Origin of the sequence: Streptomyces sp. NPDC057280, assembly GCF_042668605.1 — a bacterium.
Taxonomy (GTDB): domain Bacteria; phylum Actinomycetota; class Actinomycetes; order Streptomycetales; family Streptomycetaceae; genus Streptomyces.
On record NZ_JBHUYR010000001.1, the window covers coordinates 994180 to 1011222 of the forward strand.

The 17043-nt window shown below is 71.9% G+C and carries 19 protein-coding genes; 7 read left to right on the forward strand and 12 right to left on the reverse strand.

Annotation, left to right across the window (positions count from 1 at the left end; all coding sequences use genetic code 11):
- Nucleotides 1-32 precede the first annotated feature (32 nt).
- The gene (locus ACFUO4_RS04510) at nt 33-1487 is read right to left on the reverse strand and encodes an aldehyde dehydrogenase family protein (protein ID WP_383479825.1); all 1455 of its coding nucleotides are present in this window, start codon (nt 1485-1487) and stop codon (nt 33-35) included.
- Between the two features lie 115 nt (nt 1488-1602).
- Between ACFUO4_RS04510 and ACFUO4_RS04515 the strand changes: the two genes are divergently transcribed.
- Together ACFUO4_RS04515 and ACFUO4_RS04520 are read left to right on the forward strand one after the other, a co-directional pair.
- Nucleotides 1603-2040, forward strand: a complete 438-nt coding sequence (locus ACFUO4_RS04515) for a MarR family winged helix-turn-helix transcriptional regulator (RefSeq protein ID WP_383479827.1) — start codon at nt 1603-1605, stop codon at nt 2038-2040.
- A gap of 206 nt (nt 2041-2246) precedes the next feature.
- Nucleotides 2247-2627: an anti-sigma factor antagonist gene (locus tag ACFUO4_RS04520; protein WP_383479829.1), complete on the forward strand. Its 381-nt coding sequence runs from the start codon at nt 2247-2249 to the stop codon at nt 2625-2627.
- A 6-nt stretch (nt 2628-2633) separates the two neighbouring features.
- On the opposite strand, the gene tuf is transcribed toward ACFUO4_RS04520, so the two are convergent.
- Together tuf and ACFUO4_RS04530 are read right to left on the reverse strand one after the other, a co-directional pair.
- Entirely contained in the window at nt 2634-3827 is a 1194-nt protein-coding gene (gene tuf / locus ACFUO4_RS04525; protein ID WP_383479831.1) for an elongation factor Tu, read from the reverse strand.
- A gap of 55 nt (nt 3828-3882) precedes the next feature.
- On the reverse strand, nt 3883-4836 hold the full coding sequence (locus tag ACFUO4_RS04530) for a ribose-phosphate diphosphokinase (protein WP_383479833.1): 954 nt from the start codon (nt 4834-4836) through the stop codon (nt 3883-3885).
- Between the two features lie 217 nt (nt 4837-5053).
- Here ACFUO4_RS04530 and otr(A) point away from each other — a divergent pair, with 217 nt between their 5' ends.
- Nucleotides 5054-6910 carry a tetracycline resistance ribosomal protection protein Otr(A) gene (gene otr(A) / locus ACFUO4_RS04535; RefSeq protein WP_383479835.1) on the forward strand — a complete coding sequence of 619 codons (1857 nt, stop codon included), beginning with the start codon at nt 5054-5056 and terminating at the stop codon, nt 6908-6910.
- A 9-nt stretch (nt 6911-6919) separates the two neighbouring features.
- Here the strand turns inward: otr(A) and ACFUO4_RS04540 are convergent, their stop codons facing one another.
- Nucleotides 6920-8110, reverse strand: coding sequence for a cytochrome P450 (locus ACFUO4_RS04540; protein ID WP_383479837.1), 1191 nt, complete (start codon nt 8108-8110; stop codon nt 6920-6922).
- Between the two features lie 200 nt (nt 8111-8310).
- Here ACFUO4_RS04540 and ACFUO4_RS04545 point away from each other — a divergent pair, with 200 nt between their 5' ends.
- Nucleotides 8311-8952, forward strand: coding sequence for a DUF4230 domain-containing protein (locus tag ACFUO4_RS04545; protein ID WP_383479839.1), 642 nt, complete (start codon nt 8311-8313; stop codon nt 8950-8952).
- Here ACFUO4_RS04545 and ACFUO4_RS04550 read toward each other — a convergent pair whose 3' ends face one another.
- Genes ACFUO4_RS04550 through ACFUO4_RS04575 form a run of 6 tightly spaced genes read right to left on the reverse strand, consistent with a single transcriptional unit; the run spans nt 8953 to nt 12678 of the window.
- Nucleotides 8953-10716 (reverse strand): complex I subunit 5 family protein, encoded by a 1764-nt coding sequence (locus tag ACFUO4_RS04550; protein WP_383479841.1) that lies wholly within the window; start codon nt 10714-10716, stop codon nt 8953-8955.
- Nucleotides 10716-11063: a sodium:proton antiporter gene (locus ACFUO4_RS04555; protein WP_383479843.1), complete on the reverse strand. Its 348-nt coding sequence runs from the start codon at nt 11061-11063 to the stop codon at nt 10716-10718. Before ACFUO4_RS04555 ends, ACFUO4_RS04550 begins: the two co-directional genes overlap by 1 nt.
- The gene (mbhE, locus tag ACFUO4_RS04560) at nt 11063-11797 is read right to left on the reverse strand and encodes a hydrogen gas-evolving membrane-bound hydrogenase subunit E (RefSeq protein ID WP_383479845.1); all 735 of its coding nucleotides are present in this window, start codon (nt 11795-11797) and stop codon (nt 11063-11065) included. Before mbhE ends, ACFUO4_RS04555 begins: the two co-directional genes overlap by 1 nt.
- A complete protein-coding gene (locus ACFUO4_RS04565; protein WP_383479847.1) occupies nt 11794-12054 on the reverse strand; it encodes a hydrogenase subunit MbhD domain-containing protein in 261 nt (86 codons plus the stop codon). Before ACFUO4_RS04565 ends, mbhE begins: the two co-directional genes overlap by 4 nt.
- Nucleotides 12047-12499, reverse strand: a complete 453-nt coding sequence (locus ACFUO4_RS04570; protein ID WP_383479849.1) for a monovalent cation/H+ antiporter complex subunit F — start codon at nt 12497-12499, stop codon at nt 12047-12049. The genes ACFUO4_RS04565 and ACFUO4_RS04570 overlap by 8 nt, the downstream gene beginning before the upstream one ends.
- Nucleotides 12496-12678: a hypothetical protein gene (locus tag ACFUO4_RS04575; RefSeq protein WP_383479851.1), complete on the reverse strand. Its 183-nt coding sequence runs from the start codon at nt 12676-12678 to the stop codon at nt 12496-12498. Before ACFUO4_RS04575 ends, ACFUO4_RS04570 begins: the two co-directional genes overlap by 4 nt.
- A gap of 218 nt (nt 12679-12896) precedes the next feature.
- Between ACFUO4_RS04575 and ACFUO4_RS04580 the strand changes: the two genes are divergently transcribed.
- Nucleotides 12897-13448: a VanZ family protein gene (locus ACFUO4_RS04580; protein WP_383479853.1), complete on the forward strand. Its 552-nt coding sequence runs from the start codon at nt 12897-12899 to the stop codon at nt 13446-13448.
- A gap of 3 nt (nt 13449-13451) precedes the next feature.
- On the opposite strand, the gene ACFUO4_RS04585 is transcribed toward ACFUO4_RS04580, so the two are convergent.
- On the reverse strand, nt 13452-14225 hold the full coding sequence (locus tag ACFUO4_RS04585) for a sulfite exporter TauE/SafE family protein (RefSeq protein WP_383479855.1): 774 nt from the start codon (nt 14223-14225) through the stop codon (nt 13452-13454).
- A gap of 186 nt (nt 14226-14411) precedes the next feature.
- Between ACFUO4_RS04585 and ACFUO4_RS04590 the strand changes: the two genes are divergently transcribed.
- A complete protein-coding gene (locus ACFUO4_RS04590; RefSeq protein WP_383479857.1) occupies nt 14412-15647 on the forward strand; it encodes a ricin-type beta-trefoil lectin domain protein in 1236 nt (411 codons plus the stop codon).
- 27 nt (nt 15648-15674) lie between these two features.
- On the opposite strand, the gene ACFUO4_RS04595 is transcribed toward ACFUO4_RS04590, so the two are convergent.
- On the reverse strand, nt 15675-15911 hold the full coding sequence (locus ACFUO4_RS04595) for a hypothetical protein (protein ID WP_383479859.1): 237 nt from the start codon (nt 15909-15911) through the stop codon (nt 15675-15677).
- Nucleotides 15912-15976: 65 nt separating this feature from the next.
- On the opposite strand from ACFUO4_RS04595, the gene ACFUO4_RS04600 reads away from it, so the two are divergent.
- Nucleotides 15977-17017: a PHP domain-containing protein gene (locus ACFUO4_RS04600; RefSeq protein ID WP_383479861.1), complete on the forward strand. Its 1041-nt coding sequence runs from the start codon at nt 15977-15979 to the stop codon at nt 17015-17017.
- The last annotated feature ends 26 nt before the right edge of the window (nt 17018-17043 follow it).

Genomic DNA, 17043 nt, shown 5'->3' on the forward strand with positions numbered 1-17043 from the left:
CTCCCTTTTCTTTGCTGCCGGTTCGGGGCGGTTCAGCCGAGCGAGACGACGACGGACTTGACCTTGGTGTAGGAGGCGAGCGCCTCGGGGCCGTACTCGCGGCCGAAGCCGGAGTCCTTGACGCCGCCGAAGGGGACGGCGGGGTCGAGCATGGCCCAGTCGTTGACCCAGACGATGCCCGCCTGGAGCCGGTCGGCGACGCGGTGGGCGCGGGCGAGGTTGCTGGTCTGGATGCCCGAAGCCAGGCCGTACGGGGTGGAGTTGGCGAGGCGGACGGCCTCGTCCTCGGAGTCGAAGGGCTGCACGGTGAGGACCGGGCCGAAGATCTCCTCCTGGATCACCCGGGAGTCGTTCGGGAGGTCGGCGATGACGGTGGGCTTGTAGTAGTAGCCGCCGTCCAGGTCGAGGCGTTCACCGCCGCAGACGATGCGGCCGCCTTCCTTGCGGGCGAGTTCGACGTATTCCTCGACCTTCTTGAGGTGCTTCTCCCCCGCCATCGGGCCGACCACCGTCTCCGGCTGCCGCGGATCACCCAACGGCACGCCGGGCACGGCCTGTTCGAGGATGCCGAGCAGGGTGCTGTACACCGAGCGGGCGACCAGCAGCCGGGGGCCGCCCATGCAGAACTGGCCGGAGTTGAAGACGAAGGCCTTGATGACCGCGCCGACGGCCTGCTCCAGGTCGGCGTCCTCGAAGACGAGGTGGGCCGCGTTGCCGCCCAGTTCCATGGTGACCGGCTTGAGGTTCTCGCCGGCGACGCTCGCGGCGTGCCGGCCGACCGCGGTGGAGCCGGTGAAGGCGATCTTGTCGACGCCGCTGTGCCGCAGCAGGGCCTCACCGGCGACCGGCCCGGTGCCGGTGACGACGTTGACCACGCCGTCGGGGACACAGGCCCGCCGGAACAGCTCGGCCATGTAGAGCGCGCTGAGCGGGGTCTCGTCGGCGGGCTTGTGCACGACCGTGTTGCCGGCCGCGAGCGCCGGGGCGATCTTCGAACCGGCCAGGATCAGCGGGAAGTTGAACGGGGTGATCGCGGCGACCACGCCGAGCGGCTCACGCCGGGTGTAGGCGAGGGCGTTCAGGGGGGTGTCGCGGTGGGAGCCGTGCAGGGAGTGGGCGAGGGCGGCGAAGTGCTCGTAGTCGTTGGCCGCGTTGGTGACGTCGACGGCATGGGCGAGCGTGATCGGCTTGCCGACGTCGAGGCTCTCCAGACGGGCGATGTCGTCGGCGTTCTCCCGGATGAGCTCGGCGATGCGGTGCAGCACCCGGCCGCGCTCCCGGCCGCTGAGGCCCGACCAGGAGCCGTCGTCGTAGGCCTCGCGGGCGGCGCGTACGGCCGCGTCCACGTCGGCGGCGCCCGCCTCGGCGACGGTGGTGACGACCGCGCCCCGCGACGGGTCGACCACCTCGGTGCGGGCCCCGTCGGCGGCCTCGCGCCACTGTCCCCCGATGAACAGCCGCCCGGGTTCGATCTCGAAGGTGGTCATCACCACTCCTCAGCCTCATTGCCAAGATTTCAACCAACAGGATTCCTGTTGGTTCGCAGGTATGTCCGCAGTCTCATTACAGACAGGTTTCCTGTCAATGCCCTAGGGTGAAGTCATGCTCGACTCCCAGGCGGCCAAGACGGCCCCGTCCCTGCTCTACATGGTCAAACAAGTGGAACTCGTCGTGCGGTCCCACCTCGACGAGCTGGTCAGGCCGTCCGGGATCACGGCACTGCAGTACACCGCGCTGACCGTCCTGGAGCGACACGACGGGCTCTCGGCGGCGCAGCTGGCGCGGGACTCGTTCGTGACGGCCCAGTCGATCGCCGATCTCGTCCGGTCACTGGAGAACCGCGGACTGGTGCGCCGGGAGCGCAATCCGCGCAATCGCCGGGAGCTGCTGATCCTGCTGACCGACGCCGGGCGCGAGCTGCTCGCGCAGTACGAGGAGCCGGTCCGCGAGCTGGAGGAGCGGATGGTCCGCGACCTCACCGGGCACCAGACCGAGCAGTTCCGCCAGGCGCTGTCCCGCGCGTGGCACGCCCTGTCCTGAGACTGGGTCGCAATTCACAGACATATGTCAATCGAACATGCTCAAATTCACTCCATCGAGGGTAACTTGCAGGGCGGGGAAAGAACTTGAACGCACTCCGGGGGCGGTGACACCGCGGCAGCTCGTACGCTCGCTGCACGATGTCACCCCAGCCCCCGGTGACCTGCACCCCGTCGCTCGAAGGGCCGGTTGGAGGCGATGTCGTCGTGCAGCAGGAACCTGCGCCGATCGGTCGACACCTGCGCGTCCGCGAGGACCGGGGGCACACGGTGCTGGAGTTCCGCGGCGAGATCGACATCGCGGCCGCCCTGGAGATCGTCCCGCACCTGGACCGGGCGACCGGGCGCGAGCACTCCCGGGTCGTGATCGACCTGCGGCAGGTGGAGTTCTTCGACTGCTCCGGCCTCCGGCTGCTCTACCGGGCCCGCAGCAGGGTGCTCGACCACGACGGGCAGCTGCACCTGGTCTGTGTGCACCCCCTCACCCTGCGCATCATGAAGGTCACCGGACTGCACCGATTACTGCCGCCGTACGCGACGCTGGACGCGGCCCTGGGACAGTCCGAGGCCACGTCCGGGTCGCTGTGACCGCTGCTACTTGAGGATCCTGGTGACCTGACCGGCGCCGACGGTCCGGCCACCCTCACGGATGGCGAACTTCAGCCCCTCCTCCATGGCGACGGGCTGGATCAGCTGCACGTTCATCGTCGTGTTGTCGCCCGGCATGACCATCTCCGTGCCCTTGGGCAGCGTCACCACCCCGGTGACGTCGGTGGTGCGGAAGTAGAACTGCGGGCGGTAGTTGTCGAAGAACGGCGTGTGCCGGCCGCCCTCGTCCTTGGACAGGATGTACGCGCGCGCCTCGAACTCCTTGTGCGGGGTGACCGAGCCCGGCTGGATGACGACCTGCCCGCGTTCGACGTCGTCGCGCTTGATGCCGCGCAGCAGCAGGCCCACGTTCTCGCCCGCCCGGCCCTCGTCGAGGAGCTTGCGGAACATCTCGATGCCGGTGACGGTCGTCCTGGTCTTCGTCTCGTGGATGCCGATGATCTCGACCTCCTTGTTGACGTGCAGGACACCGCGCTCGATCCGGCCGGTGACGACGGTCCCGCGCCCGGTGATGGTGAAGACGTCCTCGATCGGCATCAGGAACGGCTTGTCCACGTCCCGCTGCGGCTCGGGCACAGCCGTGTCGACGGCGTCGAGCAGCTCCAGCACCGACCGCGTCCACTGCTCGTCGCCCTCCAGCGCCCTGAGCGCCGACACCTTGATCACGGGCACGTCGTCGCCGGGGAACTCGTACTCGGTGAGCAGCTCGCGCACCTCCAGCTCCACCAGCTCCAGGATCTCCTCGTCGTCCACCATGTCGGTCTTGTTGAGGGCGACGACGATGTACGGCACGCCCACCTGTCGGGCCAGCAGGACATGTTCCTTGGTCTGCGGCATCGGCCCGTCGGTGGCGGCGACGACGAGGATCGCGCCGTCCATCTGGGCCGCGCCGGTGATCATGTTCTTGATGTAGTCGGCGTGGCCGGGGCAGTCGACGTGCGCGTAGTGCCGGCGCTCGGTCTGGTACTCGACGTGGGCGATCGAGATGGTGATGCCGCGCTGCCGCTCCTCGGGCGCCTTGTCGATCTGGTCGAAGGGCGTGAACGGGTTCAGGTCGGGAAACCTGTCGTGCAGCACCTTCGTGATGGCCGCGGTGAGCGTGGTCTTGCCGTGGTCGATGTGCCCGATGGTGCCGATGTTCACATGCGGTTTGGTCCGCTCGAACTTCGCCTTCGCCACTGGGGCCTCCAGGTCACCTGACGGGTGCCGGGCCGAACCCGGCTCTCCCTCCTGTCTATTCGCTCGGCCGCGCGTCGAACAGGGCGCTGACGGACTCGCCGTTGTGAATGCGCCGCACGGCCTCGGCGAGCGCCGGGGCGATGGACAGGATGCGCAGCTTGTCGGTGCGCTCCTCCTCGGGCACCGGCACGGTGTTGGTGCACACGATCTCCAGCACGTCCGGCTGCTCGCCGATCCGCTTGAGCGCGCCGGCCGCGAACAGGCCGTGCGTGCAGGCCACCCGGATCGAGCGGGGCTTCAACTCGCGCAGCCGGTCGAGGAGTTCGAGGACGGTGCTGCCCTTGGCGATCTCGTCGTCCAGGACGATGACGTCCCGGTCCGTCACCTCGCCGATGACGTCGCTGATGCTGACCCGGTCGTCCGCGAACCGCTGCTTGGCCCCGGCGGCGACCTGCGCGCCGATGAGCCGGGCGAAGGCGGCGGCCTCCTTGGCGTTGCCGAGGTCCGGGGAGACGACGGTGGTGCGCGTCAGGTCGTACTGCTGGAAGTGCGCGGCCAGTTCCCGCAGCGCGTGCAGGTGGTCGACCGGGACCGAGAAGAAGCCGTGGACCTGCGGCGAGTGCAGGGTCATGGCCAGCACCCGGCTGGCGCCGGCCGACACCATCAGGTCGGCGACGAGGCGGCCGCCGAGCGAGATGCGGGGCGCGTCCTTCTTGTCGGAGCGGGCGTAGGAATAGTGCGGCATGACCACGGTGATCCGGCGGGCCGAGGCGCCGCGGGCCGCGTCGCACATCAGCAGCAGCTCGACGAGGTGCTCCTGGACGGGCCTGACCAGCGGCTGGATCAGGAAGACGTCCCGTTCCCGGCAGTTGGCCTGGAGCTGCACCTCCAGACAGTCGTTGGCGAACCGGCTGACCCGCGTGGGGCAGAGCGGCACACCGAGATGCGCGCAGACCTCCGCCGCCAGCTCGGGGTGGGCACTACCGCTGAACACGGCGATGTCTCGCACGATCCGCTCCTCGCATGATCATCTCGGGCTGCCGTCCCTCATGCTACTGACCAGCGAAGTGCCGGTGACCAGCGATATTCGCTTGCGCCGCGCCCGCACCGCCCGGCCATGATGGAGCCGTCCGTGTTCCCTCACGTCAGGAAGACCCGCATGCGCCGACTCCTCGGAATCCCCCAGCCCCTCCACAGGCCCACGGTTCTCGAGGACTCAACTCAGCATGCACACCCTGAACATCGGAATTCTGGCCCACGTCGACGCCGGTAAGACCAGCCTCACCGAGCGGCTGCTGTTCGACCACGGCGCGATCGACCGGCTCGGCAGCGTCGACGCCGGTGACACCCGTACGGACGACGGGGTGATCGAGCGACAGCGCGGCATCACCATCCGCTCGGCCGTCGCCGCCTTCACGGTCGGCGACACCCAGGTCAACCTCATCGACACCCCGGGGCACTCCGACTTCATCGCCGAGGTCGAGCGCGCCCTGGCGGTCCTGGACGGCGCGGTCCTGGTGCTCTCCGCCGTGGAGGGTGTCCAGGCGCAGACCCGCGTCCTGATGCGCACCCTGCGCCGGCTGCGGTTGCCCACGCTCGTCTTCGTCAACAAGGTCGACCGGGCGGGCGCCCGCGCGGAGAGCCTGCTCGACGACGTCCGCCGCAGGCTGACCCCGCACATCGCGCCGCTCACCACGGTCCGCGGCATCGGCACCCCGCGGGCCCGCGTGACCACACTGCCGCTCGACTCCCTGGCCGAACCCCTCGCCGACGTGGACCCGGACATCCTCGCGGCGGTCGTCGACGGCCCCGCACCCACCCCGGCCGACCTGCACAAGGCCCTCGCCGCACACACCGCCGACGGCTCCTTCCACCCGGTCCTCTTCGGTTCCGCGCTCGGCGGCGAGGGCGTCGGCGACCTGGTCGACGCTCTCGTGCGGTACGTCCCGCCGGCACCGACAGCCGTGGGCGGCCCGCCGCGCGGCACGGTGTTCGCCGTCCGGCCCGGCCCCGGCGGCGAACGCACGGCCTATCTCCGGCTCTACGACGGTGAGGTGACCGAGCGTCAAAGGCTGACGCTGCTGCGGCGCGACGCCGACGGCCGGACCGCCGAGGTCTCCGGCCGGGTGACACGCCTGGACGTCATCGGCGGCTGCGGTCCCCTCACCGCCGGGAACATCGCGGCGCTGACGGGTCTCTCGGGCGTCCGCGTGGGCGACCGGCTGGGTGAACTCGGCGAGCAGGACCCCCAGTTCGCGCCGCCGACCCTGGAGACCGTGGTCACCGCCCGCCGCCCCGACCAGGCGGCCCGGCTCCGCTCCGCGCTGCTCGCCCTGGCCGACCAGGACCCGCTGATCCACGCCCGCCCGGCGGCCGACGGCAGCACCGCGCTGCTCCTGTACGGCGAGGTCCAGATGGAGGTGCTGGCGGCCGGCCTCGCCCAGGACTTCGGCATCGAGGCGGACTTCGCGCCGGGCCGGGTGCGGTTCCTGGAGCGCCCGCGCGGGGTCGGCGAGGCCTGGGAGGAGAACCCCTGGCTCGACGGCACCCGCCACTGGGCGACGATCGGGCTGCGCGTGGAGCCGGGCGAGCGCGGCTCCGGCGGGGTGTTCACGTACGAGACCGAACTCGGCGCCCTCCCCCGGGCCTTCCACCAGGCCGTCGAGGACACCGTGCACACGAGCATGCGCACCGGGCTGAGCGGCGCGGCCGTGACGGACTACCGGGTCACCCTGATCCGCTCCGGTTTCGTCGCCCCGCTCAGCACGGCCGGTGACTTCCGCGGGCTCACCCCGTACGTGCTGCGCCGCGCCCTGCAGCGGGCACGGACGCGGCTCTACGAGCCGTACCACGCCTTCGAGACGGAGATCCCGCTCGACGCGCTGGCGCCGGTGACCGCCCATCTCGCCTCCCTGGGAGCGGAGTTCACCGGCACGACCGGCGGCGGCACGGCGTGGGTGATCACGGGAGAGCTGCCGGCCCGGCGGGTGCGCGCGATGGAACTGCGGCTGCCGGGGCTCACGCACGGGGAGGGGGTGTGGTGGTCCCGCACGTCCGGCGACCGTGAACTGCGCGCGCACTGACCGGCGTCGTCACCACGACACGGGCAGCCGCAGCGGACTGCGGGTCATCTGTCCCACCCGCCACTCGATCGTCTCCGGCGTGAACTCGGCCCGCAGCTGCGGGAAGCGGGCGGCGAGGTGGTGCAGGGCGAGTTCGAGTTCCAGGCGGGCCAGCCAGGCGCCGAGGCAGTGGTGGGGTCCGGCGCCGAAGGCGATGGTCGGTGAGGTGAGGGGCGCGGACAGATCGGGCGGCCCCGGCGGGAAGACGTCGGGGTCACGGCCTGCGGCGTTGGTCTGGACGGCGACCACAGCGCCCACGGGGATCAGCACTCCGCCGACCTCGACGTCCGCGACCGCGCGCCGGATCAGACCGGGCAGCACCCGCCCCTCACTGAGCGGCACGGTGCGCAGCAGCTGCTCGGCCGCGGTCGCCGCGGCCTCCTCGTCGCGGGCGAGCAGCGGCCAGCCGTCGCGCCCGTCGGTGAGGAGGTAGACGACGGCGTTGCCGAGGGCGCTCATGGTGGTCTCGTGCCCGGCCACCACCAGGCCCAGCGTGAGGGTGATCAACTGCCGTTCCTCGATGCCCAGTTCGTCACCGGCTGCGACCAGGCCGCTGACCAGGTCGTCGCCCGGTTCCTTGCGCCGCTCGGCGATCAGTCCGGCGGCGAAGACACCGAACTCCGTCATCGCCGCCACGACCTCCTCGGCCGTGTGGGCGCCGCCGGACAGGGCGTGGCCGGCCCAGTGGCGGATGCGGTCGCGGTCCAGGTGGTCGAGCCCCATGAGCCGGCAGATCACGGACACGGGCAGCGGCCGGGTGAACCCCCCGATGATGTCGGCGGGTTGCGGCCGGGCCGCGAAGTCGTCGAGCAGCGAGGCCACCACGGAGGCCACCCAGGGCCGCCAGCGGGCGATGGCCCGCGGGGTGAACGCCCGCTGGACGGTGCCGCGCAGCCGCTGGTGGGCGGGGCCGTCCTGGTTGAGCAGCCCGTCGGGGTCGTCGAGCAGGTTCGGCACGACGAGCAGCGGCGGGGCGTCCTCCGCGTGCAGCGACCGCCGGTCGAACCGGGGGTCCATGAGCACCTGCCGCACCTCGGCGTACCGGGTCACGAGCCACACCGGGGTGCCGCTGGCGAGGGTGAGGAGCCGGGGCGGTCCGGACTCGGGAAGGCTGATGCGATGCATGGGGCACAGGGGCCGGGACGCGCTCTCCGCACTCATCCGGTTCTCCAGAAGCGCCGTTCGGAAGCGGCCTTCCACGCTAGTGCGCCGCCCGCGCTCCCGTCAGGGCGCCAATCGGCCAACGCCCCGGTCTGCCAAGGGCTTTGGGGGGCATTCGTTGAAGGAGGAAGGAGGGCCGTCGCATGACGACTCCCACTAGGAGCACGACTCCCACTAGGCGCGTGACTCCCATCAGGCGCATGTCCAAACGCATGCCCGGCTGGGCGAAGCTGGTGAGTGCCGTCGTTCTGGTGCTCGTCGTGTTCTTCGCCGGTATCCGCTTCAGCCTGCTCCCGGGCCTCAAGGACCTGTTCGGCACCGAGACCCACGACCGTTCGGGGCCCGCTCTGCTCCAGTCCATCCAGGACATCAGCCGCTACGACGCCGCCTCCGGCAACTTCCAGGTCGTCGTGGACCTGGAGAAGGACGCCAAGTACCTGCCCGACGCGATCCGCGGCAGCCGCACCCTGTACGTCGGGGCGGGCACCGTCGACGCCTTCGTGGACCTCGGCAAGGTGGGCGAGAACGACGTGAAGGTCAACGACGACCGGACGTCCGCCACGCTGGTGCTGCCGCACGCCCAGCTCGGCAAGCCCGCCCTCGACGCCGACCGCTCCTACGCGGTGTCGAAGCAGCGGGGTCTGCTGGACCGGCTGGGCGATCTGTTCTCGGACAACCCCAACAGCGAGCAGGCCGTGCAGAAGCTCGCGGTCAAGCACATCCGCGACGCGGCGAAGGAAAGCGCGCTGACCGGGCGCGCCGAGAAGAACACCACGGACATGCTCGAAGGCCTGCTGCGCTCGCTCGGCTTCAAGGAGGTGAAGGTCACCTACAAGGCCTGATCAGGAGGTCAGGATTCCCGGCAGGGCCAGCGCCCCGAGCAGTCCGGCGCCGACCAGCAGCCAGGCCACGTAGTCCCCGATGTGCCCGGACTGCAGCCGGCGCAGCGGCAGCGCCCAGCCCGGGGCGGCGAGCAGCTTCGGGCGGGTGACCGCCACCGCGGCGAGGCCCAGGGCCAGCAGCGTCGAGGTGATCCCCAGCAGGACACCGGGCGGCGTCCAGTGCACCGGGGCCACCACGACCCCACCGGACCCGGCTTCGTTCACGGCGTGGGCGACCACGTCACCGAAGCCGGGTGCCACGCCGACCGTGAGCGACCCGGCGAGCAGCAGTGCCGGGACCACCGTCATCGTGCCGGGGACCCGGCGCAGCCGTTGCCCGGTCTCGGGATCCTCGCCGGAGCCGGTCGTCTCGTAGCCGCCGTCGTCGGACGGCCTGGGCCCGAGCCCGAGGAACACACGGGCGGCGACGCGCAGGACGGCACCGGCCGTGACGGCGCTGACGGCGACGTAGAGCACGGTGAGGGGGCCGCCCGCGGCCTCCTCGGTGACGGCCTTGCCGAGTGCCGTGCCGAAGGGCGGCAGTCCGGCGAGTCCGAGGCCGCCCAGGGTGAACAGCACGGCGACACCGCGCAGTCGGCGTGCCCTGCCGTGCAGGGCGTGTTCGTCGACGCTGCCGTAGCGGTCGAGGAGGATGCCGGTGCAGGCGAACAGGGCGGCCTTCACGCCGGCGTGGCCGAGCAGGTACAGGGCGACCCCGTCGTCGGCCTCGGGCTTGAGGAGGCCGATGCCGATGAGGAACAGGCCGGTGTGGGCGACGGTCGAGTAGGCGAGCAGGCGTTTGATGTGGCGCTGGTACCAGCACATGACGGCGCCGACCGCGGCGGTCAGCACGCCGAGCACGACGAGCAGCCGGTGCAGGTCGGCGGCCGGGACGCCACCGGGCCCGGAGAACACGGTGGTGTAGACCCGCCAGACGCCGTAGGCGCCGAGTTCGACCATCACGCCGGACAGCACCATGCACACCGGGGTGGGGGCGACGGCGTGGGCGTCGGGCAGCCAGAAGTGGAAGGGGACGGCGGCGGCCTTCACCAGCAGCGCGGTGAGGACGAGGACGAAGGCACCGAGGACGAGCGCGTCGGGCGGACCGTGCGCGTCGAGGCCCCGCCCGATCTGGGTCAGCGCCAGCTCGCCGGTACGGGCGTACAGCAGTCCGAGGCCCATCAGCAGGGCGTACCCGCCCAGCGAGGTGATGACGGCGAAGGTGAGGGCGCCCTGCACCGCCTTGGCCTCCTCCACCCGGTGGCCGGTGAGGGCGTAGGCGCACACGCTCATCAGCTCGAACCACACGAAGGCGTTGAACAGGTCGCCCGCGAGCGCGAAGCCGCACATGCCGGCCTGGAAGAGCAGCATCAGCGCCGGGAACGAGCCCGCGTGCCGGCGCGGCGGTTCGTCGAAGTAGTGCCAGGAGTACGCGAGTGCCGCGAGCGTCAGCAGCGAGGCGAGCGCGGCCATGCCGAGCCCGGGCCCGTCGCCGACCAGGACGATGCCGACGCTCTCGCCGTTCACGGGCACCCAGCCGCCGGCCCACTCGACCATGGGCGGCGAGGAGTCGAGCAGCAGCACGATCGCGAGGGCGGCCGTGCCCGCCGACACCGCGCAGCCGGTGGACTCGGCGACGACACGGGGCAGCCGGCGGCCCCCGGCGACCAGCAGCGCGGCCCCGCAGAGGGGGACGGCGACGAGCAGCGGCAGCAGGTCGTTCATCAGCCGCGCAGCTCCGAGAGTTCGTCGGGGTCGACCGTGCCGTGCCGCTTGGAGACCTGGACGACGAGCGCGAGCAGCAGCGCGGTGACGGTGGCGCCGACCACGACGTCGGTGAGGGTCAGCGCCTGGACGACGGGGTCGACGACCGGCCGGGAGCCGGGCTTCAGGTCGGAGAAGACCGGCGCGGTCGCGTCGTCGCGGTAGCCGACGGCCAGCAGCAGCACGTAGGTGGCGGACTGGCACACGGACAGACAGCCGACGGCGTGGATCAGATTGCGGCTGGTGGCGAGGCCGTAGCAGCCGGCCAGGAAGATCCACGCGGCGACGAGGTACGGCAGGACGCCCATCACGTCCCCTCCTCGATCTCGACGGCCTGGTCCAGGAAGCGGGCGAGCAGCACCACGACCGCGCAGGCGACCTCCATGCCGACGGCGGCGTTCAGCAGCGGGACGGTGCCGCCGGAGGAGAGGGTGTTGAAGGTTCCATACGGCAGCAGCGTGTTGGCGAGGAAGGCGGTGCCGCCGATCAGGCCCGCGATGCCGGTGACGAGGTAGGCGGAGACGGCGAGCGCGTCGCCGACCTCGTAGAGGCCGACCGGGCGGATGCGTTCCAGGGCGCGGTAGTCGGCGCCCAGGTAGAGCAGGTGCAGGGAGGTCGCGGCGACGACGCCGCCCTGGAAGCCGCCGCCGGGGCTGAGCTGGCCGTGGGCGACGACGTAGAGGCCGGTGAGCAGGGCAAGAGGGAGCACGGCGAGGGCGTAGCGGCGGACCGGGCGGGCCACCGGCTCGGGTTCGGGGCGGGCGCGGTGCTCGTCGCGGGTCTGGCGCAGCAGGACCACACAGCCGAGGACGGCCGCGAACAGGATGGTCGTCTCGCCGAGGGTGTCGAAGGCCCGCTGGTCGAAGTTGATGGAGGCGATGGTGTTGGCCGTGTGCCGGGCGAGGGATGCGCGCACGGCCCGGTCGCCGTACGGGTGCCGGTCGCCGCCGAAGGCCGGCAGGTCGAGGCACGCGGCCACGAGCAGCGCGGCGAGAGCGCCGCCGCCGACGGCCACGAGCCACAGCCGGGCGCGCCGGCTCACTCCGGGTGCCCCTTGCCGCGGGCGCGCCGTCTGACCTTGCGGACCGTCAGCAGCAGCAACAGCGGGGTGAGCGCGGAGCCCACGGCGAGCTGCGACAGACCCACGTCGGGTGCCTGGAGCACGGTGAACAGCACGGCGAGGACGACGCCGAGGACGGACAGCACGAGCGCCTGGCGCTCCGGGTCGCGGACCGCGACGGCCGTGGTGGCGGTGGCGCCGACCAGCAGGAGGACGACGACGATCACGGCGTCAGCCACGGCCGGCCCCGGGGAATCCGCCGGACAGCGCGCGGGAGGCGAGGACGTTGCCGCCGATCAGCAGGGCTCCGATCACGAGGAGTTTCACCATGGCCCGGCTCGGCCCGGTGGCCGCGCACACGACCCCGACGACCACGGCGCCGAACCCGGCGACGACCCAGGTGACGCCCCAGGCGCGGGGCGGGTCGTCGGCCAGTTCGTCGGCGAGCAGCCGGGCGAAGACGAGGGTGCCGACGGGGCCGAGCAGCGCGAGCACCAGGGCGAGATCGACGTACGACGGCCGGGTGTACCCCTGGGAGAGCAGCAGGAGGGCCGGGCAGACCAGTGCGGTCGACATGTTCTGGGCGACCACCCGGCGGCGCAGCGGGCCGGTGGCGACGCCCCACACGACGGTGCCCAGGCCCGCGCCGAGCGCGACGGTCGCGGCGAGGATCCAGCCGTTCACCGGGCGCTCACCACCCGCCGGGCGGCGGTGGCCGCGAGCGCCGCCACACCTGCGGCGCTCGCACCGACCACGAGTTCGAGGGTGTCCACCATGCTGATGAGGACCAGCCACAGGGCGGCGAGCGCGCACCACCAGGCGAGGGCCTCGGCGGCGATGAGGAGCGTCGTGCGCCGGTTCATGCGCCACCTCCTCGGGACCTGCCGGCACGGCTTGCGCGCCATCCAAACACCGTCCCGGGGGCGGGTGGCGGCGGCGCGCGCGGGTCTCAGCCCGGAGTGCCCCGCCCGTACGAAGGGAAACCGCGGGCGCTCTTGAGCGGACGGGGCGGCCCCGCATTCTCGGCGGGTTCGGGGGTAATCGCCTTACGACGCAGGGAAGTTGAAGTCTGGAGGATCGCATGGCCCGAGCAGCGCTACGTCCGCGTTCCGCGTTCCGCCTGCGCACCGCCAGGTCCGACAAGCCCGATAAACCCGATAAACCCGAGCCCGCCGCGAAGCCGCGGCGCAGTCCCTTGGCGGTCGTCCGCCGGGTGGTGGCGATGGTGGCCGCGTTCGCCTTCATGGTCGCGTTCGCGGTGGTGCTGGCCCGGCTGACGCTGGAGCCGTCGCCCGCGTCGGAGGCGCTGACCCACACCAATCTGCACCCGGGCCGGTCCCTGCGGGCCTATCTCGACCAGCCCGAACTGCGGGACGCCGTCAAGCAGATCGGCGGCAACCTGCTGCTGGGGGTGCCGTTCGGCGTGCTGGTGCCGATCCTCGCGCCGCGGACGCGCGGGGTGCTGCGGGTGCTGCTGCTGACGGCCGTCGTGATGCTGCTGGTGGAGTTCGCGCAGGGCGCGCTGATCACGGGGCGGGCCTTCGACATCGACGACGTCATCCTGAACACCACGGGTGCGCTGATCGGCTATCTGCTGCTGGGGCGGCGGCTGAGCCGGGCGGTGCACCGCTGAGGGTCAGCGCGTCGACAACTGGACGATGGCCACGGTGCCGACGACCACGATGAGGGTGCGCAGGACCGCGGCGGGCAGTCTCCGGCCCGCCGCGGCGCCGATCTGCCCGCCGGCGGCGGACCCGACCGCGAGCAGCGCGACGGCCGTCCAGTCGAAGTCGGCGGCGAAGAGGAAGAAGGCCGCGGCGACGGTGTTCACCAGGGCGACGAGGACGTTCTTGACGGCGTTGAGGCGTTGCAGGCTCTCGTCGAGGCGCAGGCCCATCAGGGAGACGTAGATGATGCCCTGGGCGGCGGAGAAGTAGCCGCCGTAGACGCTCGCCAGGGTCAGCCCGACGAGCAGCGCCGGGCCGCCGTCGGCAGGCACGGCGGCCGGGCCGGTGCGGGCGCGGCGCTCGCGGAGCCGTCGGCCGATCAACGGCTGGAAAGCGACGAGCACGAGCGCGAGGCCCACCAGCACGGGCACGATCGTCTCGAACGCCGCGGCCGGCAGAACCAGCAGCAGCGCGGCCCCCGTCAGTCCGCCGAGCACCGCGCCGGCGCTCCACTTGAGCACCCGGCCTCGCTGCCCCGCGAGTTCCCTGCGGTATCCGACGGCGGCGCTGATCGAGCCGGGGACCAGGCCGAGCGCGTTGGACACGGTGGCGGTCACCGGGGGCAGGCCGGTCGCGAGCAGCACCGGGAAGCTGATGAGCGTGCCCGACCCGACGGCGGCGTTGACGGCACCGGCGCCGACACCCGCGGCGAGGACGGCGAGTATCTCTCCGAGGCCTTCCATGGGGCGATCCTAGGAACCGGAGGCTTCGGCGCCGGCCGAAGTGTCCCGGCACCCGGGCACCACCCGCTCAACTCCTGGTCCGTACCAAGGTATTGACGGACTCTTATCTCACTCCTTAAATCAAGAGGCGACGCCTTCACCCCCCACCTCAGTCGGCGCATCAGCCGCCGTACGGAAGGGAGAGCCGTGGCAGCCCCACGCCTGCTCCGGAAGTGCCTGTTCGCCGCCCTGTCAGCCGTCCTCGTCGGCTCCGCCGCCACCGCGCAAGCCCAGACCCGGCAGCCGGACGCGGCAGCGGCAGCCGCGGCGGTGGTCTTCTCCGACACCTTCGACGGCCCCGCCGGCGCTTCCGTCGACACCTCGAAGTGGCAGATCGAGACCGGCGACAACGTCAACAACCACGAACGGCAGTACTACACGGCCGGCAACCGGAACGCGGCCCTGGACGGCCAGGGCCATCTGGTCATCACGGCCCGCCGCGAGAACCCCGCCAACTACCAGTGCTGGTACGGCACCTGCCAGTACACCTCGGCCCGGCTGAACACCTCGGGGAAGTTCACCGCGCAGTACGGGCACGTCGAGGCGCGCATGAAGATCCCGCGCGGGCAGGGCATGTGGCCGGCGTTCTGGATGCTCGGCACCCCCGTCAACTGGCCGGACTCCGGCGAGATCGACGTCATGGAGAACGTCGGCTTCGAACCCTCCACCGTGCACGGTACGATCCACGGCCCCGGCTACTCGGGTTCCGGCGGCATCGGCGCGGCCTACAGCCTCCCGGGCGGGCAGGCCTTCGCGGACGCCTTCCACACCTTCGCCGTCGACTGGGCACCGGACTCGATCACCTGGTCGGTCGACGGCACCGTCTACCAGCGGCGCACCCCGGCCGACCTCGGCGGCCGCACCTGGGTCTTCAACAAGCCGTTCTTCCTGATCCTGAACCTCGCGGTCGGCGGCTACTGGCCCGGCGACCCGGACGGCTCCACCGTCTTCCCCCAGCAGCTCGTGGTGGACCACGTCTCGGTGACCACCGGCGACACCGCCACCGGCGCCGCGATCAAGGGCCTCGCCGGCAAGTGCGTCGACGTCGCCGGCGCCAACCCCGCGAACGGCACCCCCGTACAGCTCTACGACTGCAACGGCACCGCCGCCCAGCAGTGGACCGCCGGCACCGACGGCACGCTCCGGGCGCTCGGCAAGTGCCTGGACGTGACGGGCGGCGGCACCGCGGACGGGACCGCCGTGCAGCTCTACGACTGCAACGGCACCGCCGCCCAGCGCTGGACCGTCACCGCCGCGCACGACATCGTCAACCCGCAGGCCGACAAGTGCCTGGACGTGACCGGCAGCAGCTCGGCCAACGGCACCCGGCTGCAGATCTGGACCTGCACGGGCGGCGCCAACCAGAAATGGACGGTCGGCTGACCTTCCCCAACGGCCGGCTGACCGGCCCTAGTGCCGGGTCCAGGTGAACTTGTCGCCGCCCACCCAGCGGACCACGTCCGGGTCGTCCAGGTCGTGGACCGTGATGCCGAACGCGGCGGCGGCCTCCAGGACGTCGGTGACGGTCTTCGCCTCACCGACCACTTCTCCGTCGATCTCCACGATGCGGAACGGCGGCGTTCCGGGCTGCACCCCGAGCACCATGATCCGCGGGTGGGAGATGTGCGGGCTCGCGACTTCGGTCATGCAATAGAGCGTAGAACGCATTCCGGACAGGGGAACCCTGAAGGGGACGCCGCGGAGGTGGTGGCATGGAGCCGGTGCAGGCACTCGACCGGATCGCCTTCCTGCTGGAGCGGTCCCTCGCGCCCACCTACCGGGTGCGCGCCTTCCGTACGGCCGCCCGGGTGCTGGCCGGCCTGCCGGAGGCCGAGCTGCGCGAGCGGGCGGCCGCCGGGACGCTGGAGACGCTGAAGGGCGTCGGTCCGAAGACCGCACAGGTGGCGGTCGAGGCGCTGGCCGGGCAGGTGCCGGGATATCTGCGGAAGCTGGAGGACGAGGCGGCGAAACGGCCCGCCACCCGGGGCGGCGAGGGCCTGCGGGCCCTGCTGCGCGGCGACTGCCATCTCCACTCCGACTGGTCGGACGGGGGCAGCCCGATCGAGGAGATGGGCCGGACGGCGGCGGAGCTGGGCCACGAGTGGGCCGTGCTCACCGACCATTCTCCGCGCCTCACCGTGGCCCGCGGCCTCTCCCCCGAGCGGCTGCGCGAGCAGCTGGACGTGGTGGCGGAGCTCAACACGACCTGGGCGCCGTTCCGGCTGCTCACCGGCATCGAGTGCGACATCCTCGACGACGGCTCGCTCGACCAGGAGGAGGAGCTGCTGGAGCGGCTCGACCTGGTCGTGGTCTCCGTGCACTCCAAGCTGCGCATGGACGCCCGCTCGATGACCCGCCGCATGGTGGCCGCCGTACGCAATCCGCACGCCGACGTCCTCGGACACTGCACCGGGCGGCTGGTCACCGGGCGCGGGCGGCCGGAGTCGGAGTTCGACGCGGACGAGGTGTTCGCCGCGTGCGCGGAGTCCGGCACGGCGGTGGAGATCAACAGCCGGCCCGAGCGGCTCGACCCGCCCCGGCGGCTGCTGCGCCGGGCCGTGGCCGCAGGCACGCTCTTCTCGATCGACACCGACGCGCACGCGCCCGGCCAGCTCGACTGGCAGATCCTCGGCTGCGCCCGCGCCGAGGAGTGCGAGGTGCCCCCCGAACGGGTGATCACCACGTGGTCGCTGGAGGAACTGCTCACCTGGACCGGGGAGCGCCGGACGCCGTCCCGAGTGACCGGCTCCTGAGGTGGTACCCGTGCGGTGAGGCAAGG